Annotated in this window: 18 protein-coding genes; 11 read left to right on the top strand and 7 right to left on the bottom strand. The window is 67.5% G+C overall.

What is annotated here, in order from left to right:
• Window positions 1-109: 109 nt before the first annotated feature.
• The 5 genes from ACW176_RS12600 to ACW176_RS12580 all read left to right on the top strand — a co-directional run bounded on the left by ACW176_RS12600 (window position 110) and on the right by ACW176_RS12580 (window position 5,037).
• Entirely contained in the window at window positions 110-1,750 is a 1,641-nt protein-coding gene (locus tag ACW176_RS12600; protein WP_492109372.1) for a pectate lyase, read from the top strand.
• Between the two features lie 248 nt (window positions 1,751-1,998).
• A complete protein-coding gene (locus ACW176_RS12595; protein ID WP_492109371.1) occupies window positions 1,999-3,798 on the top strand; it encodes a response regulator in 1,800 nt (599 codons plus the stop codon).
• Between the two features lie 68 nt (window positions 3,799-3,866).
• Window positions 3,867-4,241, top strand: coding sequence for a VOC family protein (locus tag ACW176_RS12590; protein WP_492109370.1), 375 nt, complete (start codon window positions 3,867-3,869; stop codon window positions 4,239-4,241).
• 45 nt (window positions 4,242-4,286) lie between these two features.
• Window positions 4,287-4,484, top strand: a complete 198-nt coding sequence (locus ACW176_RS12585) for a hypothetical protein (protein WP_492109369.1) — start codon at window positions 4,287-4,289, stop codon at window positions 4,482-4,484.
• A gap of 151 nt (window positions 4,485-4,635) precedes the next feature.
• Window positions 4,636-5,037: a host attachment family protein gene (locus ACW176_RS12580; RefSeq protein WP_492109368.1), complete on the top strand. Its 402-nt coding sequence runs from the start codon at window positions 4,636-4,638 to the stop codon at window positions 5,035-5,037.
• Between the two features lie 85 nt (window positions 5,038-5,122).
• Here the strand turns inward: ACW176_RS12580 and ACW176_RS12575 are convergent, their stop codons facing one another.
• The 4 genes from ACW176_RS12575 to ACW176_RS12560 form a co-directional block, all read right to left on the bottom strand.
• Window positions 5,123-5,395 (bottom strand): helix-turn-helix domain-containing protein, encoded by a 273-nt coding sequence (locus ACW176_RS12575; protein ID WP_419254873.1) that lies wholly within the window; start codon window positions 5,393-5,395, stop codon window positions 5,123-5,125.
• A 76-nt stretch (window positions 5,396-5,471) separates the two neighbouring features.
• Window positions 5,472-5,921: a hypothetical protein gene (locus tag ACW176_RS12570; RefSeq protein WP_492109367.1), complete on the bottom strand. Its 450-nt coding sequence runs from the start codon at window positions 5,919-5,921 to the stop codon at window positions 5,472-5,474.
• A 55-nt stretch (window positions 5,922-5,976) separates the two neighbouring features.
• Window positions 5,977-8,784 carry an ATP-dependent DNA helicase gene (locus tag ACW176_RS12565; RefSeq protein ID WP_492109366.1) on the bottom strand — a complete coding sequence of 936 codons (2,808 nt, stop codon included), beginning with the start codon at window positions 8,782-8,784 and terminating at the stop codon, window positions 5,977-5,979.
• A 46-nt stretch (window positions 8,785-8,830) separates the two neighbouring features.
• Window positions 8,831-9,817, bottom strand: coding sequence for a tetratricopeptide repeat protein (locus ACW176_RS12560; protein WP_492111926.1), 987 nt, complete (start codon window positions 9,815-9,817; stop codon window positions 8,831-8,833).
• A gap of 135 nt (window positions 9,818-9,952) precedes the next feature.
• Here ACW176_RS12560 and ACW176_RS12555 point away from each other — a divergent pair, with 135 nt between their 5' ends.
• Together ACW176_RS12555 and pdeM are read left to right on the top strand one after the other, a co-directional pair.
• Window positions 9,953-12,403, top strand: a complete 2,451-nt coding sequence (locus ACW176_RS12555) for a ligase-associated DNA damage response DEXH box helicase (RefSeq protein ID WP_492111925.1) — start codon at window positions 9,953-9,955, stop codon at window positions 12,401-12,403.
• Complete coding sequence (gene pdeM, locus ACW176_RS12550; protein WP_492109365.1) at window positions 12,400-13,107, top strand: ligase-associated DNA damage response endonuclease PdeM; 708 nt, start codon at window positions 12,400-12,402, stop codon at window positions 13,105-13,107. Before ACW176_RS12555 ends, pdeM begins: the two co-directional genes overlap by 4 nt.
• A gap of 3 nt (window positions 13,108-13,110) precedes the next feature.
• Here the strand turns inward: pdeM and ACW176_RS12545 are convergent, their stop codons facing one another.
• Both ACW176_RS12545 and ACW176_RS12540 read right to left on the bottom strand, forming a co-directional pair.
• Window positions 13,111-13,572: a DUF3429 domain-containing protein gene (locus tag ACW176_RS12545; RefSeq protein WP_492109364.1), complete on the bottom strand. Its 462-nt coding sequence runs from the start codon at window positions 13,570-13,572 to the stop codon at window positions 13,111-13,113.
• A 139-nt stretch (window positions 13,573-13,711) separates the two neighbouring features.
• On the bottom strand, window positions 13,712-16,663 hold the full coding sequence (locus tag ACW176_RS12540; RefSeq protein WP_492109363.1) for an SEL1-like repeat protein: 2,952 nt from the start codon (window positions 16,661-16,663) through the stop codon (window positions 13,712-13,714).
• Window positions 16,664-16,873: 210 nt separating this feature from the next.
• Between ACW176_RS12540 and ACW176_RS12535 the strand changes: the two genes are divergently transcribed.
• Window positions 16,874-17,089 carry a hypothetical protein gene (locus ACW176_RS12535; RefSeq protein ID WP_419254865.1) on the top strand — a complete coding sequence of 72 codons (216 nt, stop codon included), beginning with the start codon at window positions 16,874-16,876 and terminating at the stop codon, window positions 17,087-17,089.
• Here the strand turns inward: ACW176_RS12535 and ACW176_RS12530 are convergent.
• A complete protein-coding gene (locus ACW176_RS12530) occupies window positions 17,086-18,726 on the bottom strand; it encodes a phosphatidylglycerol lysyltransferase domain-containing protein (RefSeq protein ID WP_492109362.1) in 1,641 nt (546 codons plus the stop codon). The two genes, ACW176_RS12535 and ACW176_RS12530, sit on opposite strands and share 4 nt — an antisense overlap.
• Before the next feature lie 194 nt (window positions 18,727-18,920).
• Between ACW176_RS12530 and ACW176_RS12525 the strand changes: the two genes are divergently transcribed.
• From ACW176_RS12525 to ACW176_RS12515, 3 genes are read left to right on the top strand one after another with little or no spacing between them, the layout of a single operon-like run.
• Window positions 18,921-20,126 (top strand): acyl-CoA dehydrogenase family protein, encoded by a 1,206-nt coding sequence (locus ACW176_RS12525; protein ID WP_492109361.1) that lies wholly within the window; start codon window positions 18,921-18,923, stop codon window positions 20,124-20,126.
• Window positions 20,127-20,129: 3 nt separating this feature from the next.
• Window positions 20,130-20,741 carry a 2-hydroxychromene-2-carboxylate isomerase gene (locus ACW176_RS12520; protein ID WP_492057708.1) on the top strand — a complete coding sequence of 204 codons (612 nt, stop codon included), beginning with the start codon at window positions 20,130-20,132 and terminating at the stop codon, window positions 20,739-20,741.
• A gap of 1 nt (window position 20,742) precedes the next feature.
• Window positions 20,743-21,876, top strand: a complete 1,134-nt coding sequence (locus ACW176_RS12515; protein ID WP_492109360.1) for an acyl-CoA dehydrogenase family protein — start codon at window positions 20,743-20,745, stop codon at window positions 21,874-21,876.
• The last annotated feature ends 54 nt before the right edge of the window (window positions 21,877-21,930 follow it).

The raw sequence follows: 21,930 nt of genomic DNA, 5'->3' as shown, positions 1-21,930 counted from the left end.
GGTCCGGGAGGACGCAACGGAACCGCCACGGGCGCTCGGCGACGTCGCCGCGCCCCACGGCCCGACGCCCCACCGAGCCGGTCGAGATAAACGCCAGCCGGAGCGCCGCATGCCTCTCAGCCCCATCTCCCGCCGCCGCCTGATGGCGACCTCGGCAGCCGCCTTCGCGGCTGCCGGCTGCGTCTCGCCGCTCAAGGCCCTGGCCGGCGAGGGCCCGACCAAGGCCCAGGCCATGGAGACCATGAAGAAGGCCACCCGCTTCATGGTCGAGAAGGCGGCCTATAATGGCGGCTATGTCTGGAGCTACCTGCCCGACTTCTCGCGCCGCTGGGGCGAGATGGAAGCGTTCCCGACCATGATCTGGGTGCAGCCGCCCGGCACAGCCACCATGGGCCACCTGTTCCTGGACGCCTTCCACGCCACCGGCGACGCTTATTATTACGAGGCCGCCGTCAAGGCCGCCCAGGCCCTGATCGCCATCCAGCATCCGGCCGGCGGCTGGAACTATCTGGGCGACCTGGCCGGCGAGGCCTCGCTGAAAAAGTGGTACGACACCATCGGCAAGAACGGCTGGCGGCTCGAGGAATTCCAGCACTACTACGGCAACGCCACCTTCGATGACGCCGGCACGGCCGAGGCCTCGCAGTACCTGCTGCGCCTCTTTGTCGAAAAGCAGGACAAGGCCTTCAAGCCCGCCCTGGACAAGGCCCTGGCCTTTGTTCTGGACAGCCAGTACCCGATCGGCGGCTGGCCCCAGCGCTTCCCGCTGAAGGACGAGTTCCACCACCACGGCAAGGCCGACTATACCGGCTACATCACATTCAACGACGACGTGGCCGGGGAAAACCTCAAGTTCCTGATCATGGTCTGGCAGGCCCTGGGCGACGCCCGCGTACTGCCTGCGATCCGCAAGGCCATGGACTGCTTCCTGGCCTGCCAGCAGCCGATGCCGCAACCGGCCTGGGGCCTGCAGCACAGGGTTTCCGACCTGAAGCCCGCCGGGGCCCGCACCTATGAGCCCGAAGCCTTCGCCACCCACACCACCGGCGGCAACATCGCCTCGTGCATGGACTTCTACGAGCTGACCGGCGATCCCAAGTTCCTGGCCCGCCTGGGTGAGGCGCTGGACTGGCTGGACAGCGTGAAACTGCCCGCCGAGCAGATCAAGGGCGGCCGCGCCTATCCCACCTTCATCTCGATCGGCGAAGGCAAGCCGCTGTTCATCCACCGCACCGGCAGCAATGTGGTCAATGGCCGCTACTATGCCGACCACAATCCCGAAAACGTCGTCATCCACTATGGCTCGACCCGCGCGGTCAATGTGGAAGGCCTGCGCAAGCGCCTGGCCAAGCTGCAGGCGACGCCACCGGAAATCGCCAGCCAGGACTCGCCGCTGAAGGGCGGTCGCAAGGCCCTGCCCCGCTATTTCACCACCGGCGACATCTCGGTGTCCGACCTGAATGTCGACACCCTGAAGGCCGACACCGGTCAGACCTCACCCGACAAGGCCGCCGCCCTGATGGCTGCGCTCAACAGCGAAGGATGGTGGCCGGCCGAGCTGAAGGCGACCAGCAATCCCTATATCGGCGACGGCTCGCCCACCCCCGCGCCCGGCGACTTCAGCCGGACCCGGGTCGGCGACGCCACCGACACCTCGCCGTTCATCACCGAGACGCCCAAGATCGGCATCTCGACCGGCGGCTATATCGAAAACATGACCGCCCTGATCAAATACATCGGCACGGTCTAGGGCTCACAGGCCCTGCGCAGACTGCCTCCGCCCCCCTGCGCAGGGCCTCGCCGATCCCCCTGGGCGCGCCCCTGAGCAGTCAGCGGGCTGCCGAAGACCTGTTCGACCTTCGGACCGCTGAAATCCACTCGCGCGGAAGACGAGCCGGAAAGCGCGAATCGTCGGTCTATGTCGTGTGTCCGTTGCGCCTTGCCATGGATGAAGGTCGGCGCGACGACCGGGGCGGATGACATTAGGCGGGGGCTTGGATGCCAGGACGGATCACCGATGTCACCCAACTGGAAGGGTACATCCTGTATTCCCGCCGGGTCGCATTGACCCGGCTCGTTCTCGTCGCCTGTTTCGTCGTCCTGCTGGCGTTCTTCACCCCCTCGCGCATGGCCATGCTGGGGGTTCTCGAATTTGTCCTCTACCTGGCCCTGTTCGCCGCTGCGGAAGTCGCCGCCCGCGATCCTGACCCGGGCAAGGCGTTCAAGCGGCTGCGCTGGCAATCGGACGTTCTGATGGTCCTGCTGGTGGTCAATGCCTGCTGGCTGGCCGTCCAGATCCGCCTCTATGGCGGCCCGATCGCCCAGGTCGAGACGGGGCTATTGGCGATCTGCGTGCTGCTGTTCGTCGCCCTGCGAGTCCACATCACCCCCATCAGCTATGTCATTGGCGTCGTTCCCCCGGCCCTGACCCTGATCTGGAGCGCCATCGACTGGACCGCGCCCCTGGCCTTCAACCACTACGCCCTGGCGATGGTCCTGTTCGTCGCCGCCGTGCTGATGGTCACCTCGCGACAGCAGGCCACCGACCGAACCCTGACCCAGGCCCTGCGTGACCTGACCCGCAAGAACGCCGCCCTGACCGAGGCCATCGACGAGGCCAAGGCCGCCAGTCGCGCCAAGACCGACATCCTGGCCGTGGCCAGCCATGAGATCCGCACCCCGCTGAACGCCGTGCTGGGCTTCGCCCAGATCCTGCGAGACAAGGACCTCACCCCCGATCAGGCCGAACTGATCGGCGGCGTGCTTGAGGGCGGCGAGCAGCTGACCCGGCTGCTGGACGGCATCCTCGACCTGACCCATGTCGAGGGCGGCCAGACGCGCCTCACCCCCGTGCCGGTCGATCTTCGCGGCATGATCCATGCGGTCATGCGCGTATGGGGCGCCCATGCCCGCGGTATCGGCGTGGCGTTCACCTTCGACGACGCCGACCCCACCCTGTCCTTCCATGTGCGCGCCGACGCGGTGCGGGTTGAACAGACCCTGATCAACCTGATCTCCCACGCCATGGGCGCGGTGTCGGCCGGCGGCTGGGTCGCCGTGCGTCTGGCCGGCACGCTGAAGGGCGAAACCCTCAGCGTCCTGATCGAGGTCAGCGATACCGGCCCCGCCGTGCCGCCCGAAGACCGGCCCCGCCTGTTCGAGGCCTTCGACCAGACCGCCCGGGGCCGCCAGCAGGGTGGCAGCGGGCTGAGCCTGGCGATCTGCGCCCGCAACATGGCCCTGATGGGCGGCGCCCTCGGGATCGAGGCCCCCGCCGCCGCTGTGACCTCAAGGGCAGCGCCCGACGGCGCGCTGTTCTGGTTCGCCTTCGACGCGCCCGTCCACACCCCGCACCTGGCCGCTCCGTCCCCTCCCCGCCGCGACCTGGGTCAGGTTCGCCTGCTGGCCGCCGAGGACAACTCCGCCAACCGCAGGGTGCTGGCGCTGCTGCTGAAGGACACCCCGGTGTCGCTGACCTTCGCCGAGGACGGCGCCCAGGCGCTGGACGCCTGGCGGGCCCAGCCGTTCGACCTGATCCTGATGGACGTCAACATGCCGGTCCTGAGCGGCCTTGAGGCCGTGCGGGAAATCCGCAGGTCCGAGCCGCCCGGCGCCCGCACGCCGATCTGGATGCTGACCGCCAACGTCTTCGACGACGACATCGCCCGCTATCTGCAAACCGGAGCCGATGGCGTGCTGCGCAAGCCCATAGACGTGCCGGCCCTGTTCACCCTGCTGGCCCAAATCGCCGAGAGCGGGATCGCCGAAGGCCTGGCCGACCCGGCCCCCGACGCCTGACCCAGCGTCAGCGTTGCCCGACGGCCGCCTCATGCTAGCGTCCCTCAAACACAAACGGGAGAAGACACATGGCCAAGGTCGCCTATTTCACAGTGGGGTCCAACAAGCTGGAAGAGGCCAAGGCCTTCTACGACGCCCTGCTGGGCTCGATCGGCATGGCGCCGGTGCATGAGCACGCCTCGGGCGGACGGCTCTATCGCGGCAAGGGCACGGGCCTGTTCGGGGTGCTGGGTCCCTATGACGGCGCCCCCGCCTGTATCGGCAACGGCACCATGGGCGGGTTCAGCTTTGACACCGCCGAAGAGGTCGCCGCCTTCCACGCCAAGGCGATCGAGCTGGGGGCCGCCGATGAAGGCGGTCCGGGCGAGCGCATGCCGGGCGCCTATTTCGCCTATTTCCGCGACCTGGATGGCAACAAGATGTGCGGCTACAAATTCGGCTAGTCAAAAATTCCGCCGGGCAAGGCTGATCAGAAAGGACAAGCCACGATGATCAAGAGCAAAGTCGCATTGATCGCTGGACTGTTACTCATAGCCTTGGCCGGCGGAAATATTGGATACGGGATTTGCATCCTGGCACATGATCTTGGTGGCGGCGCGCCGTTTCTAGGCCTTGGCGGCGCCCTTCTGGGGGTCGCTGGCGCTTTGCTGGCCCGTGTGAAGCTTCAGAAGGACCCCTCCGCCTAGACTGCTCTGCGACTTGAGGGGTCAGCCTGACAGACAAGGCGGATCAGGCGGATCAGGCGGATCAGGCGGGAGCCGCCACCTCTCGACATGGCCCGACGCAACTGCGCTCCACGCCGTTCGTTATGGTGACCAATCCCGTGGAGAGCAGAGCATGATCCTTCCCAATGGCGCCCTGGTGGCGGTGGTCGACGGCGAAAAGCTCGTCCTCTTCAGGAACAGCGGACATACCGACATCAAGCTGTCGGCTGTCGAAAACCCCGAAATGACGGAGCGCGCCTCCGGTTCGCCCGGCCATCCCTCCAGCGGCGCCAACCCCGACAATGACACCCAGGCCGAGGACGGCTTCGCCATGGGTGTGGCCCAGACGCTCAATAACTGGGCCCTGACCGGCAAGCTGACCGACCTGCTGGTGATCGCCGCACCCCGCACCCTGGGCGAACTGCGCAAGCACTGGCACAAGGATCTTCAGGCCAAACTGGTGGGCGAGATCGCCAAGGACCTGACCGGTCACTCGACCGACGACATCGCCTCGGCGATCAGCAAGGCGGCCTAGCCAAGTTTCGGCCGGTTCGGATGGCGACATCCGACCCGGCCGAACGCCCTCGGTCTCGGTCTCGGTCTCGGTCTCGGAAGGGCCTCTAGTGGCCCGAACGCCCCAAGGCTTCGCGCACCACCTCGGGGGCGTGGTCGATGACGCGCAGATAGGCCGTCAGGGCCGCGTCGGGCCGGGCGCCGCCATGTTCCAGCGCCTCCAGCAGGTCAGGGTCGATATGGAAGGCGCGGGCGAACTGGGCCGCCGAGAGCCCGCTGCGCCAGCGCACCGCCCGCACCAGGGCGCGGGCCGAATAGGCCTGGGCCGGGGCTGCGGCCTCGTCGATCGCCGGATCGGTCGAATGGGCGTGGGGGGTCATGGGGAACGCTCCTGTACTACCCTCCTCCTAGACCCTCTCGATTGCAGAAATTCGACGGCTTTGAGTCAAACTGCGGTCAGGGCGGGGTGATCAGGGTGCGGGCCTTCTGCTCCACCTGGTCCACACCGCGCAAGGGGTCGCCGGAGGCCTCCATCATGGTGTTGAACACCTTCAGGTCGCCGGTCTTGATGCGCTTGATACGGCGGTCGCGCGCCCATTCCATGCCAATCAGCTGACCCAGCCGGCAGGCCTTGGGCAGCAGGACCGGCTGCTGGGAAGGCGCGCCCCGGATCAGCAGCTTGTCGACGACGTCGTTCCAGTTGGGCGAGCCCGGCAGGCACAGGCTGAGGTCCTGGCACGAGCCGGTCCAGAACCGCTTGTACCAGCGCGCGTGCAGGTCATTCTCGAACTGCAGCCTGCTGGTCGCCTGCACGGTCGTGCGGCAATCATGGCGGACAAATTCCTGCGCCCCGGCTTCGCCGGCGACAAGCAGCATCGCGAGGGCTGCGACCCAGGCTCGAATCATCTGCGCCTCCAAGGCCTTAGCCTATGCCCAGGCTTCTACCGGCCCAAGATGACGCTTATGTCTCGCTCAGAAATGCGGCGGTGGCCTCGATGGCCTCGACTAGGCTCATGCGCTCGACCGTGACCCCTTCGGGCAGGCCGGAAAACAACCGCGTCGGGGCGGCGGCGTCCAGCATCACGAACATCCCGCGATCGTCCGCCCGGCGGATCAGACGGCCAAAAGCTTGGCTGATACGGGCCCTTGCGGTAGAGTCATCATAGCCCTTGCCACCAAAGCGTGCGCGTCGCGCCTTGTGCAGAATATCGGGTCTGGGCCAAGGCACCCTATCAAAAACCAGCAACCGCAGGGACCGGCCCGGTACGTCGATACCGTCCCGGATGGCGTCGGTGCCCAGCAGGCAGGCGTCCTGCTCGGCCCGGAAGATGTCGACCAGGGCCCCGGCCTCCAGCGGGTCGACGTGCTGGGCGTATAGCGCCAGGCCCCGGTCAGCCAGGGGCGCGGCGATCATCTCGTGCACGGCCTTCAGCCGCCGGATGGCCGTGAACAGCCCCAGCCCGCCGCCGCCGGCCGCCAGGAATAGCTCGCGCATCGCCGCCGAAACCTGCCGAGCGTCTTCCTTGTTGACGTCGGTGACCACGATGGCCCGGGCGTTCTTCTCATAGTCGAACGGCGAGACTAGCCGCAGCACCTTGGGCGACTGCGGCATCCGCGCCGCGCCGGTGCGCATCTCGGCCAGGGCGAACGGATCCTCCAGCGCAGGGTCGGTCAGGGTGGCGCTGGTCACCAGCACCCCGTGCGCGGGGCTCAGCACAGCCGCCCGCAACGGCTCGGTCGGATCCACCCAGTGCCGGCGGCATGCGGCGTCGACCACGCGCCCGTAGAGGAACGTCGCCTCGAACCAGTCCACGAACTCCGGGTCGTCCTCGGCGTCCTCGTCGATCGCCTTGAGGATCGAACGCCAGGCCGGCAGGGTCATTCGCGCCCGGCGGTCCAGGCCGCGCAGGGCGCCCTCAATACGCGCTCGCTCCGACGCGCCCAGGTGCTCGGCGTCCTCGTCCAGCACGTCTTCCAGCTGGCGGGCCAGAGCCAGCAGCGGGGCTTCGACCCCGGCCAGGGCCCGGGCCGCCTCACCGGCCCGCTCACGCACCAGATCCACCGCCGGCCGCGCGGCGCATTGCAGCCCCTGCTCGATCCCGCCCCGCTCGCTGCTGCGGGCCCGCAGTTGCTCGATCACGGCCACCAGATAGCTCTCGATCGGTCCGATCGGATTGACCTGACCGTCCGGCGGCGCGACCCGTCCAGACCAGCCCTCGCCCGGAAGGGCGGCGGCCGCGTGCAGCACCGCCGTCAAAGCCTGACGCGCGCCTTCGCGGTCGCCCAAAATGTCCAGCAGCCTGGCCTCCAGACCCCTGCCCCGCCGGCCGCGTCCTTCGGGTCCGCGGATCCAGCGACGCAGCTCGGCCGCCTCCGCCCCGGACAGGGCCGCCGAAAAGGCGCTGTCGGCAGCGTCGAACAGGTGGTGGCCTTCGTCGAACACCACGCGCTTGACCGCCGTGGTCTCGTTGTCGCCCTTCAGCCCGCGCGCCGCCCGCGCGCCGTCGAACGCCGCCTGGGTCAGCACCAGGGCGTGGTTGGCGATGACGATGTCGGCCCGCTTGGAGGCCCGCACCGCCTTCTCGATGAAGCAGATACGATAGTGCTGACAGCCGGCGTGAACGCACTCGCCGCGCCGGTCCACCAGATTGGCCGGGCTGGCCTGCTGCATCGGCGCGATCGAGAACAGCGTCGGGAGCCAGGCCGGGAAGTCGCCGCCGGTCATGTCGCCGTCTCGCGTGGCTCTGGCCCAGCGCGCGGTCAGGGCCAGGCCGATCAGGTCGCCATTGCCCAGTTGCGCGCCGTTGACCTGCTCCTGGAAGTTCAACAGGCAGACGTAATTTTCTCGCCCCTTGCGCACCACCGCCTTGCGGGCCCGCACGGCCGGATCGGGATAGATCGACTGGCTTTCGCGCTCGATCTGACGCTGCAGCGCCCGCGTATAGGTGCTGATCCAGACCGACGGGCCATTGGCCTCGGCCCACAGCGAGGCCGGGGCCAGATAGCCCAGGGTCTTGCCGACGCCGGTGCCGGCCTCGGCCAGCATCATGTTCGGTTCGCCCTCGCGCTCGCGCGGCTGGAACACGAACGCCGCCTCACGGGCATAGGTCGCCTGGGCCTCGCGCACCTCGTCCAGACCCGAGCGTTGCAGCAGTTCGGTCAGGCGCTCGCCCGCCCGTTCCGGATCGATCGGCCGCGTGCCGGATTCGCCCAGCGGGGCCTGGTCTTCCCACTCGACGATGCGCGCCCAGACATCCAGGCCCGAGCTGCGGAACTGGTTGCCAACGGGAGCCGAGCGCAGCGCGCCGATCACAGCCGGTCCCCAGGCCCAGCCGGCCTTGGCCAGGGTCTCGGCGACCGCCAGGGCCTCCTCGCGGGACGGCTGGGGCGTCAGGCGAAGTTCAGCCAGCAGGGCGTCGGCCGAGATCCGCAGGCTGGCCGCCTGCTCGGCCGCACCCTTCGGCTCGGCCAGACCCAGAGCCATCGACAGGCCCACGGCCGACGGCGCGCAGAAGGTCGCCGGCCGGGTGAAGGCGTAGAGCTCCAGCACATCGAACAGTCGGCCGCTGCGCGCGGGGGCATGAAGATTGAGCCGCTTGGCCGTCATGGCCGCGTGGGCGACCAGCACCGGGCCGTGCTCCAGCAGGTCGCGCGCGTCCGGTGCGCGCAGAATCCGGCCCTCGCCGTCGCCATCCGCATAGCCGGCGCGCGGCCCGGGCAGAACGACAAGCGCGGGAGCAAGGTCGAGAGTCGGCGGCGAAGCAGTCACGCGAGTCTGTTAGCACCTTGGCGACGGAAACAGAATGCGAACGGCGTCACACCACGCGCGGGTCTTCGTCGTCGCCGCGTTCGAGCCGGTCGATGGCCTTCTGGGCCTGCTGACGCACGACGGGATCGTCGCTCTCGGCCGCCCGGCGATACATGCTCAAGGCGGTTTCCAGATCGAATCGCACGCCTTCGCCCGCCTCGCACATCGCGCCCAGTCGATAGTAGGCCGGCAGATAGCCATGGTCCGCCGCCAGCTGATACCAACGGATCGCCTCGACATAGTCGACCGGCACGCCTTCGCCGTTGTGGTGCATCACCGCGACATTGGCCATGGCGATGGCCGAGCCGTTGCGCGCGGCGGCGGTGAACAGCTTCAGCGCCTCGGCCTCGTCCTGGGGCACGCCGTCGCCATCGGAATAGAGCGCGCCCAGGTCGTTCATGGCGGCCGACGATCCCGCCGCCACCGCCTTGTTGAGCCAGAAAACGGCCCGGCCCATGTCGGCGCGCACGCCACGTCCATGATGATAGGCGTTGGCCACCTGGAACATGCCGATCTCCGAGCCCCCATCGGCCGCCCGTCGATACCAGCGCAGGGCCTCGGCCAGGTTCTCCTCTATGCCGCCGCCGCCCTCATGGACGATGCCGACATTGTAGAGCCCGTCCAGATCGCCCAGGGCGGCGGCCTGTTTGTAGAAGCCCAAGGCCTTGCGGCGATCCTGCCCAACCTGCTCACCGTCGAAATAGAGATTGCCCAACTCGATCATGGCCTCGGGCGCCCCAGCCGCCACGCCCTGGGCGAGCCAGTGCTGGGCCGCCTGGACGTCGAAGTGGGCAGAGTCCTCGTCGAGATACTCGAACGCCAGATCCACATAGGCCGTCGTGTCGCCCCCCTCGGCGCGCTTCAGCAAGGCGGTGAGGGCCGGATCGGCGACAGGCGCGACGGCAGGCGGCGCCGTGACCTGGCGCGCCTGGGCGTAAGTTGCGCCTCCCAGGGCAACCAGTCCCAACAGGACCACGAGCGCCTTCAAAATCATGACCACCCCAGACAGCGCCTACGATTGTTGCCGCCAGGCGGCAGGCGTCAAGCTTTGCAGCCTGACAGGCGAGTTGCGCCGCGCCGTGCGCGCGCCGTCTGGAAACGGAACGGGAACATGCTATATCGGCGAACAATGTCAGCGGCCGCCGCCCTCCCTCCCTGCTTCCAGGACTGGTTCGCCGCGCGCGGCTGGGCCGCGCGTGCTCACCAGCTGGAGATGTTGGCCAAGGCGCGTGAGGGCAAAAGCGCCCTGCTGATCGCGCCGACCGGCGGCGGCAAGACCCTCGCGGGCTTCCTGCCCAGCCTGATCGAGCTGTCCGAACGGGCTCCGCGCAACACGCCGGCCGGGGTTCACACGCTCTACATCTCGCCGCTCAAGGCCCTGGCGGTTGACGTCGAACGCAACCTGATGACGCCCATCCGCGAGATGGGTCTGAAGGTGGTCGCCGAGAGCCGCACGGGCGACACCGGCGAAAGTCGCAAGGCCCGCCAGCGGATCAGGCCGCCGGACATCCTGCTGACCACCCCCGAGCAGTTGGCCCTGTTCTGCGCCTGGGAAGGCGCGCGCGAGTATTTCTCCGACCTGTCCTGCGTGATCATTGACGAGGCCCACGCCATCTGGCCCTCCAAACGCGGCGATCTGCTGGCCCTGCATCTGGCGCGCCTGCAGCAGTTCGCGCCGAACCTGCGACGGGTGGGCCTGTCGGCGACGGTCGATGATCCAGGGCTGGTGCGACGATGGCTGGGTCCCGGCGGCGAGGACAGCGTCGACCTCGTCCTCGGCTCTGGCGGCGCCCAACCCGTCGTCGAGGTGTTGGTCTCGGGCGGCCGCGTGCCGTGGGCGGGCCACACTGCCGAACATGCGATGGCCGAGGTCTATGAGATCATCAAGAGCTCGAAGACCGCGCTCGTCTTCGTCAACACCCGCTTCCAGGCCGAGTTCGCCTTTCAGAAGCTGTGGGAGCTGAATGACGAGGGCCTGCCCATCGCCCTGCATCACGGCAGCCTGTCGGCCGAGCAGCGGCGCAAGGTCGAGGCCGCCATGGCCCGGGGCGAACTTCGGGCCGTAGTCTGCACCTCGACCCTGGACATGGGCATCGACTGGGGCGACGTGGACCTGGTCATCCAGCTGGCCGCGCCCAAGGGCGCCTCGCGCATGGTCCAGCGGATCGGCCGGGCCAACCACCGCCTGGACGAACCCAGCCGCGCGATCTTCGTGCCGGCCAGCCGTTTCGAGATGCTGGAATGCCGCGCCGCCGCCGACGCCATCCTGGAAAACCACCTGGACGGCGAGCCCGAGCGGATCGGCGCCCTCGACGTTCTGGCCCAGCACGTGATGGGGTGCGCCTGTTCGGAGCCCTTCGATCTGGTGGCGCTACACGACGAGATCCGCACAGCAGGCCCATATGCCGCCCTCTCGTGGGAAGACTTCGAGGCCGTCGTCGATTTCGTCTCGACCGGCGGCTACGCTCTCAAGACCTACGACAAGTTCCGCCGCATCGTGCAGGGCCAGGACGGTCTCTGGCGCGCTCGCAACGCCCAGACCGTGCAGCGCCACCGCATGAACGTGGGCACGATCGTCACGGCGGCTACGGTCAATGTTCGGGTCGGCGGCGGCAAGCGCCCCATGGGCGGACGCAAGGTCGGCGAGGCCGAGGAAGGCTATTTCGAGCAACTGACGCCCGGCGACACCTTCGTCTTCGCCGGTCAGGTCTGGCGTTTCAACGCCATCGTCGGCGCCGACGCCTTTGTCAGCCCCGCCCCGGCCGACGATCCCAAGATGCCCAGCTGGGGCGGCTCGAAATTCCCCCTGTCGACCTATCTGGCCAGCCGCGTCCGCACGATGATGCACAATGAGGGCGAGTGGGCCGCCCTGCCTCCAGATGTGCAGGAGTGGCTGGCCTGGCAGAAGGTGCGCTCAGCCCTGCCGGGCGAGCACGAAATGCTGCTGGAGACCTTCCCGCGCGGGAAGCGCTTTCACATGGTCTGCTATCCGTTCGATGGGCGCATCGCCCACACGACGCTGGCAATGCTGCTGACGCGGCGGCTGGATCGGCTGGGCGTCGGCCCCCTGGGCTTCGTCTGCAACGACTACGCCCTGAACATCTGGTCGCTGAAGCCGATGGACGATCTGGACCTCGACGACCTGTTCGATCAGGACATGCTGGGCGATGATCTGGAGGCCTGGCTGGAGGAAAGCTTCATGATGAAGCGCGCCTTCAAGGCCTGCGCGCTGATCGCCGGCCTGATCGAGCGTCGCTATCCCGGCGAGGAGAAATCCGGCCGGCAGGTGACGTTCTCGACCGACCTGATCTACGACGTCCTGCGTCGTCATCAGCCCGACCACCTGCTGCTCCGCTGCGCGCGGCAGGACGCCGCCAGCGGCTTGCTGGACGTCGCGCGGCTGGGCGACATGCTGGCGCGGGTGAAGGGTAACATCCGCAATGTCAGACTGGATCGCGTCTCGCCCTTCGCCGTACCGCTGATGCTGGAGATCGGACGCGAGCGCGCCCCCGGAGATGCGGCCGGCGAGATGATCCTGGCCGAGGCCGAGGAAGACCTGATCGCAGAGGCCATGGCTTGACGCGGTTTGAAGCCAGCGCCTGTGGCGGGCTGCGCATCGAACTGGCCGGCGCCAGCGTGATGCTGCGCGGCTCTGGCGCGCTGTGGCTGGAAACCGAACGCACCCTGGTGGTGGCGGACCTGCATTTCGAGAAGGGTAGCAGCTATGCCGCCCGCTTTGGGCAGATGCTGCCCCCGTACGACACCCGCGAGACGCTGGATCGACTGGATCGCGAGATCGCCGCGCTTTCGCCCGCTCGCCTTATCTTCCTGGGCGACAGCTTCCATGACGACCAGGGTGAAGGCCGCCTGGCGGCCGATGACGCCGAGCGGCTGCGAACCCTGGCGCGCGGGCGGGAACTGATCTGGGCGGTGGGCAATCACGACGAGGAGGGTCCGCGCGCCCTGCCCGGGGAGGTTGTCGACGAAACCTCGATCCTGGGTCTGGTTCTGCGACACGAACCTCAAGACGGCCTGCAGCCCGGCGAAGTGGCCGGTCACCTGCATCCAGCGGCCAAGGTGTCGAGCGGCCGCAGCAGTGTGCGGCGGCGCTGTTTCGTGACCGACGGCTCGAGGCTGATCCTGCCGGCCTTTGGCGCCTATACGGGCGGGCTGAACGTCCTGGATCGGGCCTTTTCAGGCCTGTTCGGCGGCCCTGTCCTGGCGGGCGCCCTGGGGAAGCAGAAAGTTCACGCGATCGGACCACGCTCCCTGCGGCCCGACTAGGGACTACATATGAAGGGCCTGCTCAAGGGCGAAGGCCAGCGAGATGGCGGCGCCGGAGGTCAGCAAGGTTCGCATCCTGGGTCGCCAGGCCGGCCCGTCATGGTCGGTCACGTCCCAGACCCATTGCAGCAGGAAGACCAGCAGGAAACCCGACAATTGCCAGGCCGGCTCGAAGCGAAGCTCGCCGAGCAGAAGACCGAAGCCAGCAAGCGGAAACAGCAGCGAGAGACCCAGAACCAGCCATCTCGGACTGGGGTTTTCAATCTCGAGCCCGGTTCGCACGCCGCCAAAATACGAGACCATGGCGGTCGAATAGGCGAGCAAGGAAATCAGCGCGCCCCTCTGCGATCCAGGAGGGCCATAGCAGAAGAGGCCGGAGGCCACGAAAAAGGGTATCAGGGTCGCGAGCCCGAACACCCACACCGCCGGCGGCGCCGGTACGCGATCCGCCACTGGCTCGCTCATGAATCAACTCCTCCGGAAGGCCGCCCCCGCGACCTCCCATACCCCGGGCGCGACTATACTCACACGCGCCTAGAGGTCCACGGACGATATTTGCCGAATGGATTCAAGCGTCCACGCAATGATGGTCCCGTCGCGCGGGTCAGCGCGTGTAGACCGAAAGCCGGTTCAGGGTTTCGCCGTCCAGCGCGCCCGACGATGGCAGGCCCTGGTCGCGCTGATAGGCGGCGATCGCCATGCGCAGGGCGGGTGACGCCACACCGTCGCGCGGCCCCTGATAATAGCCCAGCTGTGACAGCACGCGCTGAGCCGTACCAAGCCCGGCCGAGGCCGGCGCCGTGGCGGTGCTGGTCGCCACCGAGGCGTTGATGGTCTGGGCGCGGAAGGCCATGGCCGAACGGTCGGCCGTGCGCTGGGCCTCGGCGGTCAGTTGCGGACGCAGAGCCGTGGCGCGAGCCTTGGAGGTAGAGTCCCCGGCCCGGCCGGCGATCACGTACCACTTGTAGGCCTCGGCGGGGTTCTGACTGACACCCCAACCGCCTTCGTAAAGCTGCGCCAGGTTGAACTGGCTATCGACCAGACCCTGATCGGCGGCCTTGCGGAACCAGCTGGCGGCCGTGGTGGAGTTCTTGGCCCCGCCGTCGCCCTTGAAATAGAACAGGGCCAGGTTGTGCATGGCGCGCGGGTCGCCGGCAGTGGCGGCGCGTTCAGTCCAGCGGCGAGCCTCGACGAGGTCCTTCTTCACGCCGCCCTCGCCCATCTCGTACATCTTGCCGAGATAGAACTGGGCGCGCGGCAGGCCGAGATTGGCGGCCTTTCGCATGATCTCGACGCCGGAGCGATCCTTCGCCTCGATCTTGCGGACGCCCTCGTCAAACAGCGCCTGGGCGTTCTCCTGCGGCGGCGCGGGCGGCGGCGGGGTGGCGTCGGTCGCGGTCGGGGTGACCAGTTGAGGCGACAACGCGACGGCGGCGCGGGGCATGCCGGGCGTCGTGTCGGCTTCCGCCGTGCGGATCTCGACCTCGGACTTGCGGCCGGCGATGGATTCGGCGACGCGATCAGGAACCTGGCCCTTACCACGATCGGGCAGCAACAGGCCCGCCACACCCGCGCCCATGGCGCCGGCGACGCCGAACACCATCAGAGCGGTGGCGACCGTGGAGCCGACCCGGCGCTTGGGCGCCTTGATCGAGGTCTTGGACCCAAAGCCCGCGAACAGCGAGGTCCGGGCAGGCTTGTCCTTGGCCGGCTTGTCCTTCTTGGCCTTGACGTCAGCGACGGCTGCAGCGCGAGCGGCGGCCCGGGCCTGCTCAATCACTTCGCGGGTGGACAGCGGACGCGACGGATCGGCGGACTCAGGAGCGGAGAAGGTCCCAAAGTCAGATGCTGGCGCGACGCGTTCAACGGCTTCGGAGGGCTCCTGACCGACAAAGCCGTCAGCGGCCTCATAGTCTTCGTCGTCGAAGCTGGGCGGCTCGGGATCGACCGCCGGGAAGGCGGCGACTTCGAACACAGGGGCGCGCGCCACGGGCGGGGGTGCGTTGAACACGTCCTCGTCCACGGCAGGCTCGCCACCGAAGGAATAGCTGCTGGTCGCGAACGGCGAGACCGCCGGGGCGCGAACGACAGGCGCGGGCGCGATAGCGGCGGCCTGGACCGGCGTCTCGGCCAGCTTGCGCTGGGCGTCGCTGAGGCGGGTGTCGATCTTCTCGCGCGCTTCATCGAGCATGCGGGCGGTGCGCTCTTCGCTCTGGCGGATCCGGTCGATCAGTTCCTGCGACGAACGCTCGTGGCGCTGATTGAGCCGGTCGGTCACGCGAGTGACCTGTTCGCCGACATCGTCGATGGCCAGAGCGTTGCGGCGTTCAGCGTTGCCGATACGCTCTGCGAGCTTCTCGGTGATGCGGGCGATTTCCGTGCCGAGCTTTTCCAGAGCCTGGGCCTGGACGCTGTCGGCGCGGTTCAGCTTGTGCTCGACGGTCGCAGCGATGCGGGCCACCTCGCCGCCGACCTGTTCGATGGCGGCGGCGTTGCGGCTCTCTGCCGCCTGGACCCGACGATTGAAGGCGTCGGCGACGCCGACCACTTCGCGGCCCATGCGCTCGATGGCCCTGGCCGAGCGCTGCTCGGCGGCCTGGACGTGAGCGGCCATCTCGCCGAGCTTCTTGTCCATGCGATCGAAGCGACCATCAGCGCTGTCACCCAGCTTGGTCGCCATTTCGAGCCGCGCGGCCTCCATGCGCCTTGTCAGGTCGCCGGCCAGCTGGTCGAGACGCTCCTGGACGCCTGAAGTCGGGTTCGCGCCCTCGACAGCCTGAAGGCGGCCGTCCAGGGCGGAGAAGGATGAGCCCAGTTCGCGCAAGGCTTCTGCGGTGCGGGTCTCGGCGGCTTCCAGGCGCTGGCCCAGACGCGCGACGACTTCCTCTACGACGGATGACGGGTCGCTGGTCGCGGCGGCCGGTTGGGCGTCGAGGCGGGCTTCCAGAGCGGAGATGGCTTCGCGTGTGCGCGCTTCGCCTTCATAGAGATGCCCGGCGACCTTGCCGAGCGCACCTTCGAGCGCGCGCAGAGCCTCGGCGGAACGCGGTCCGACCGCCTCGGCTTCCATCCGGCGCAGGCGTTCGGTCGAACGGGCCTGCTCGGTCTTGATGTCATCGACCGCGCCCTCGAAACGGGCGGCGACGGCGATCTGCTCACGTTCGGACAGGGCCAGACGGCTGAGCGCGCCGCGCACCGACTGATCGATGCCATTGATGGCGGCGGCCGAACGTCCTTCTGCGGCTTCGATGCGGTCCGTCAGACGATCGAGCGCAACGGCGACGCGACCGACTTCGTCGGCGGGGTGTTCGGCGATCTCGATACGTGGCGGCGTGTCGCCGTCGGTCGCGATGTGGAGATAAGGCTTGGCGGAACGGTCCTGCGCACCGCCGACAAAGGCGTCGACAGCAGCGGCGTCGCCCTGTCCTTCACCCTCGATAATCATGCGGTTGAGCCACTCGCCCAACGTCATGCCGGAGCGACGCGCAAGGTCCTTTGCGACCTCACGTGCCTTGGGGTCTATCCCCTTTACGCTCCATGGCGCTGCGGCCGTCATACGAATCGTTCTCCCCGCACTTGGGGACCAACGCTAGTCACCGATTCCTGGGGTGTAAACGCGACCAAATAGCTAAATCTAGTAGGTTTACGATTCACAAGTGGAGGAATCGGGACGCAGCTTTAACCATCTTTACCTTGGTTAAAAAGCAAGGGGGTTAACGCGGGTTAACCATTTGCCAGGCTGATTGTCGCAGGGCATGGAAGGCGCATGGACCTGCCATTCACCGTCGCCGCCCTGGTTGTGCTGCTGATCCTCGCCGTGGTCTGCGGATGGCGTGGCGCCCGCCCGGCCAATATCTTGAAGGGCCCGCGCATGATGCCGTGGCGCCCGCTGATGATGGTCTGCGTGGTGGCGATGATGCTGCTGCTGGTCCACCTTCTGAACCTCCTGGGCATGCAAACAGGCAACCAGACGCGCTATTAGGTCGCGGGCCGCTTTGGTCGCTTGGTCAGACCGCTGACACCGCCCGAAGACAACAGACCGATGTCGGCCAGCAGAAATGGGATCGCCCACTTTCGCGGCGCGGCAATATAGCGCGGCTGCCAGACGGGGTCGTACTTGTCCTTGTACCGGCGCACGCCCTGGAAATTGTAGATCTCTTCTCCGCGCTCATAGAGCAGGCGCCCCACGCGCGACATGATCGGCGCCAGCGGACGGTCCTCCAGCCCCGCCAGAGGAGCCATGCCGAACTCAAAGGCCAGATAACCTTCGTCGCGACCCCACTGCAGGAGTTCGACGAACAGATAGTCCATCACGTTCTTGGGCGCTTCGTCGGAATAGCGCATCAGGTCCATGGAGAAGGCGGACTTGTGCGCTGTCGTCCACAGTGTGGCGAACGCGACAATCTTGCCCTCTGAGCGAACCAGAGCCACTGGGAACTCGGCCACATAGCGCGGATCGAAGCCGCCCATGGAGAAGCCCTTCTCGCCACCAGCGTGATGGCCGAGCCAGGCGTCCGAAATCGTCTTCAGCTCCTCCATCGGCGCCTCGCCAGCCGGGAGGACCTCAAAAGCCGCCCCGCCCTCGCCCGCCTTGCGCCAGTTGCGGCGCAGAACCTCGCGGCGGCGGCCCACCAGGGAGAAAGCCGCCAGCGGCACGGCGGCGCTTTCCCCTGTCTTCTGGATGGCCAGACCCAGATCAATGGTGTCAGGCAGGTCGTCAGGACCCAGGGCATAGAAGCCTGCGCGCGCCGCATGGGCGTCGGCCAGTTCCCGGAAGCGCCAGAACAACTCCATCCGCTCATCGCGGCGACCGACGGGCGGGCCCAGGGCGATCCAGGAGCGACGGCGCACACCGAACATCAGAAAGCTTTCGCCCGAGGCCGAGAACAGGAACCGCTTGTCGCCCAGCAGCGCCAGATTAGAGCCGGGCTCTGCGTCCTCGGCCTTGGCGAGAATGGCGCGAACCCGGTCGAATTCAGGATCGGTGTCATCGACGACAGGCGGCATGGCCGGGGTCGCGATCAACCGCCACACCCCGATGGCCAGCAGCACGATGCCGGCGGCCACCGACGAGCGCAGGGCCCGGGCGGCGTCCTGGTCGCCCATCAGGCGCATCCACGACTTGTCGGCATATTCGGTGTGGGTGAAGATCCACCAGCCGCAGAAGGCCGCGCCGCCCAGGGCTGCGGCCGCCGACAAAAGCCAGCCCGGCGTGATCTCCATCCGGAACAGCGCCGCCTTGCGCGGGAACGCTTCATGGAACGGCAGGATGAGCAGGCAACACAGCGTCAGAAGCGCTGTCTCTTCCCAGTTCAGGCCCTTGAAAATGGCCAGAACCGCCGCTGCGGCCAGGGTGATGACCGCAGCCCACCACGCGCCGTCGAGGCGCGACCGCAGGCCAAAGGCCAGCAGCAGCAAGACAAGACCCAGGATCGACGAGACGAAGTGGCTGATCTCGATCAGCAGGTCAGGCGCGAACGCGAGAAGAAGTGCAAAGCGCGTCGGCTCGGACGGCGTCGCGCCGGAGGTCAACAGCATAACCCCGGCCGAGACGGCGAGGATGGCCGAGAGGGTCGGCGCCATCGCCAAGGCCGCCGGTCTGAATTCAGGCGCTGACATCAAGAACCCGGATCGGCGAATCCCCTGCGGGACCCCACGTGGCTCTCGTATACGCCGGAACATGTGACGCGGTCGCCCGCCTTGCGATAAACGATCGTTTGAATCGGCTTGCCCGGCGCGCCCGGTCGCGTAGTCTGGTGACGCGCGGCGTGCCAGACACGCCGAAAGATGACGATCCCAAGGGAGAGACGACCATGGCCGACTTCGGTGCAACCGAACTCGACGCCTTCCGGGCCGAGACCCGCGCCTGGCTGGAAGCCAACTACCCGCCGTCGCTGCATGCGCCGATGGGTGAGGACGACGCCCCATGGGGCGGTCGCAAGATGGTCTGGAAGAATCCCGACGCCAAGGTGTGGCTGGATCGCATGGCAGAACGCGGCTGGACCGCGCCGATGTGGCCCGCAGAATATGGCGGCGGGGGACTCTCCAAGGCCGAAAACAAGGTACTGGAGCAGGAGCTGCGCCGGATCAAGGCTCGGCCGGCCCTGATGAGTTTCGGGGTCTGGATGCTGGGCCCGGTGCTGCTGGAATACGCCACCGAGGAACAGAAGAAGAAGTTCATCCCCGGAATCGTGCGCGGCGAGACCCGCTGGTGCCAGGGCTATTCCGAACCCGGCGCGGGCTCCGACCTCGCAGCCCTGCAGACCAAGTGCGAAGACAAGGGCGACCACTATCTGATCAATGGCCAGAAGGTCTGGACCAGCTATGCCGATCAGGCCGACTGGATCTTCTGCCTGGTGCGCACCGACACCACCAAGAAGCACGAAGGCATCTCGTTCGTGCTGTTCGACATGACCACGCCCGGAGTCGATCCGCGTCCGATCAAGCTGATCAGCGGCTCCTCGCCCTTCTGCGAAACCTTCTTCGACAATGTGAAGGTTCCCAAGGACCAGCTGGTCGGCAAGCTCAACGGCGGCTGGGACATCGCCAAGCGCCTGCTGCAGTACGAACGCCAGAACATCTCGGCCAGCGGCTTCGGCGGCGGCGGCGGTCTGGACCTGGTCGACGTGGCCAAGAAGGAGATCGGCGTCGACGAGACCGGTCGTCTGGCTGACGGCGACCTGCGGGCGCGCATCGCCGCCCACCGGATGGACGCCCACGCGTTCGCCCTCACGGTGCGTCGCGCCGAGCAGGAATCCAAGACCGGCAACGGCCCCAGCGCCGCCGTCTCGATCATCAAGTACGCCGCCGCCAAGATGAACCAGGAGCGCTACGAGCTGATGGTCGAGGCCATGGGCCTGCAGGGCCTGGGCTGGGAGGGCGAAGGCTTCAGCAAGGACGAATTGACCGTCACGCGCGGCATGCTGCGCTCGAAGGGCAATTCGATCGAGGGGGGCACCAGCGAAGTGAACCTCAACGTCGTCGCCAAGCGCGTGCTCGGCCTGCTGGATCACCAGTAGCCGATGCTGACCTTCTGGTACGAGTTCGCCTCGACCTACTCCTACCCGGCGGCCATGCGCATCGAGCGACTGGCCGCCGAGGCGGGGGTGGCTGTCGCCTGGCGGCCTCTGCTGATTGGACCGCTGTTTCACGAGCAGCAGGGCCTGACCGACAGCCCCTTCAACAGCTTCCCGGTCAAGGGCGCCTATATGTGGCGCGACCTGCAGCGGGTCTGCGACCGGGAAGGTTTGCCACTGGTCCGTCCCAGCCAGTTTCCGCGCAACGGCATGCTGGCGGCGCGTGTCGCCATCGTCGGACTGGAGGACGGCTGGACGCCAGCCTTCAGCCAGGCGGTCTATCAGGCCAATTTCGTCGACGATCAGGACATCAGCGACCCCGCCGTTCTCGCCCCGCTGATCGCGGCGGTGGGCGCAGGGCCCGAGCATGCTCTGGCCGCCGCGGCGAGCGATCCGGTCAAGGCTCGCCTCAAGGATCACGTCGCCGAAGCCCGCCGCCTGGGCGTGTTCGGCGCGCCAAGTTTCGTCACCGCCGACGGCGAGCTCTTCTGGGGCAACGACCGTCTAGAACAGGCCCTGGAATGGGCCGTCCATCATCAATCGAGGGAGCACGCCTGACATGGCCGTCCTGACCGAAGAACAGACCATGCTGCGCGACGCGGCCAAGGGCTGGACCACTGACAGCGCGCCCGTCGGCGCCCTGCGCAAACTGCGCGACAGCAAGTCGGGCGCAAGCTTCGACCCCGCCGCCTGGTCCGAAATGGGCCAGATGGGCTGGGCCGGGGTGATCGTCCCCGAAGAGCATAACGGCTCGGCCTTCGGCTATCTGGGTCTGGGCCTGGTGCTGGAAGAGACCGGGCGCAACCTGGTCGCCTCTCCCCTGCTCTCTACCGCCCTGATCGCCGCCTCGGCCCTGAACCTGGCGGGAACCGACGTCCAGAAAACCGCCTGGCTCGACAGGATCGCCTTGGGCGAAGCGGTCGCCACCCTGGCCGTGGACGAGACCTCTCACCACGCCCCCGCCCGTACCGCGCTGGCGGCGACCAAGGCGGGCGATGGCTTTGTCCTCAACGGCTCCAAGACCTTCGTGATCGACGGCGAAGCCGCTGACTTGCTGATCGTCGCGGCGCGCACCGGCGGCAAGCCTGGCGACACCGACGGCCTGACCCTGTTCCTCGTACCCGGCGACGCGGCCGGTGTGACCCGAACGCACCTGGCCCTGGCGGATTCGCGCGGCGCGGCGCAGATCACGTTCAAGGACGTGTCAGTCGGCGCTGACGCTGTGCTGGGCCAAGTCGACAAGGGCTGGGCGGTGCTTGAGCCGACCCTGGATCGCGCCTATGCCGGCATCGCCGCCGAAATGCTGGGCACCGCAAACGCCGCCTTCGACATCACCCTGGACTACCTGAAGACCCGCACCCAGTTCGGACAGGTCATCGGCACATTCCAGGCGTTGCAACATCGGGCGGCCAAGCTGTTTACCGACCTGGAGACCACCCGTTCATGCGTCGAGGCTGCACTCGAAGCCTTTGATGCGGGCGGCGACACCCGCGCCCTGGCCTCGCTCGCCAAGGCAAAAGCCTGCGAAGTGCTGCACCTGGCCTCCAACGAAATGGTCCAGATGCATGGCGGGATCGGCATGACCGACGCCCACGATTCCGGACTCTACATGAAGCGCGCCCGCGTGGCCGAGGCGCTGTTTGGCGGCGCGGCGTTCCATCGCGACCGCTACGCACGCCTTCAAGGCTTTTGATCGTCCCCGCCCATCCCCTGAACAAGGGATGGGCGGCCCTCTCCAAGGCCGCAT

This window comes from Caulobacter sp. FV1ye13L, assembly GCF_058681155.1.
The sequence above is the reverse complement of the archived record's forward strand: the minus strand, read 5'-3'. Positions and strand labels throughout refer to the sequence as shown.

Coding starts and splice junctions, on each gene's coding strand:
- ACW176_RS12590 (WP_492109370.1), top strand. CDS start 3,867: ATGGCCAAGGTCGCCTATTTCACAGTGGGGTCCAACAAGCTGGAAGAG.
- ACW176_RS12515 (WP_492109360.1), top strand. CDS start 20,743: ATGGCCGTCCTGACCGAAGAACAGACCATGCTGCGCGACGCGGCCAAG.
- ACW176_RS12530 (WP_492109362.1), bottom strand. CDS start 18,726: ATGTCAGCGCCTGAATTCAGACCGGCGGCCTTGGCGATGGCGCCGACC.
- ACW176_RS12535 (WP_419254865.1), top strand. CDS start 16,874: ATGGACCTGCCATTCACCGTCGCCGCCCTGGTTGTGCTGCTGATCCTC.
- ACW176_RS12585 (WP_492109369.1), top strand. CDS start 4,287: ATGATCAAGAGCAAAGTCGCATTGATCGCTGGACTGTTACTCATAGCC.
- ACW176_RS12570 (WP_492109367.1), bottom strand. CDS start 5,921: ATGATTCGAGCCTGGGTCGCAGCCCTCGCGATGCTGCTTGTCGCCGGC.
- ACW176_RS12540 (WP_492109363.1), bottom strand. CDS start 16,663: ATGACGGCCGCAGCGCCATGGAGCGTAAAGGGGATAGACCCCAAGGCA.
- ACW176_RS12525 (WP_492109361.1), top strand. CDS start 18,921: ATGGCCGACTTCGGTGCAACCGAACTCGACGCCTTCCGGGCCGAGACC.
- ACW176_RS12545 (WP_492109364.1), bottom strand. CDS start 13,572: ATGAGCGAGCCAGTGGCGGATCGCGTACCGGCGCCGCCGGCGGTGTGG.
- ACW176_RS12575 (WP_419254873.1), bottom strand. CDS start 5,395: ATGACCCCCCACGCCCATTCGACCGATCCGGCGATCGACGAGGCCGCA.
- ACW176_RS12600 (WP_492109372.1), top strand. CDS start 110: ATGCCTCTCAGCCCCATCTCCCGCCGCCGCCTGATGGCGACCTCGGCA.
- ACW176_RS12520 (WP_492057708.1), top strand. CDS start 20,130: ATGCTGACCTTCTGGTACGAGTTCGCCTCGACCTACTCCTACCCGGCG.
- ACW176_RS12595 (WP_492109371.1), top strand. CDS start 1,999: ATGCCAGGACGGATCACCGATGTCACCCAACTGGAAGGGTACATCCTG.
- ACW176_RS12555 (WP_492111925.1), top strand. CDS start 9,953: ATGTCAGCGGCCGCCGCCCTCCCTCCCTGCTTCCAGGACTGGTTCGCC.
- ACW176_RS12580 (WP_492109368.1), top strand. CDS start 4,636: ATGATCCTTCCCAATGGCGCCCTGGTGGCGGTGGTCGACGGCGAAAAG.
- ACW176_RS12560 (WP_492111926.1), bottom strand. CDS start 9,817: ATGATTTTGAAGGCGCTCGTGGTCCTGTTGGGACTGGTTGCCCTGGGA.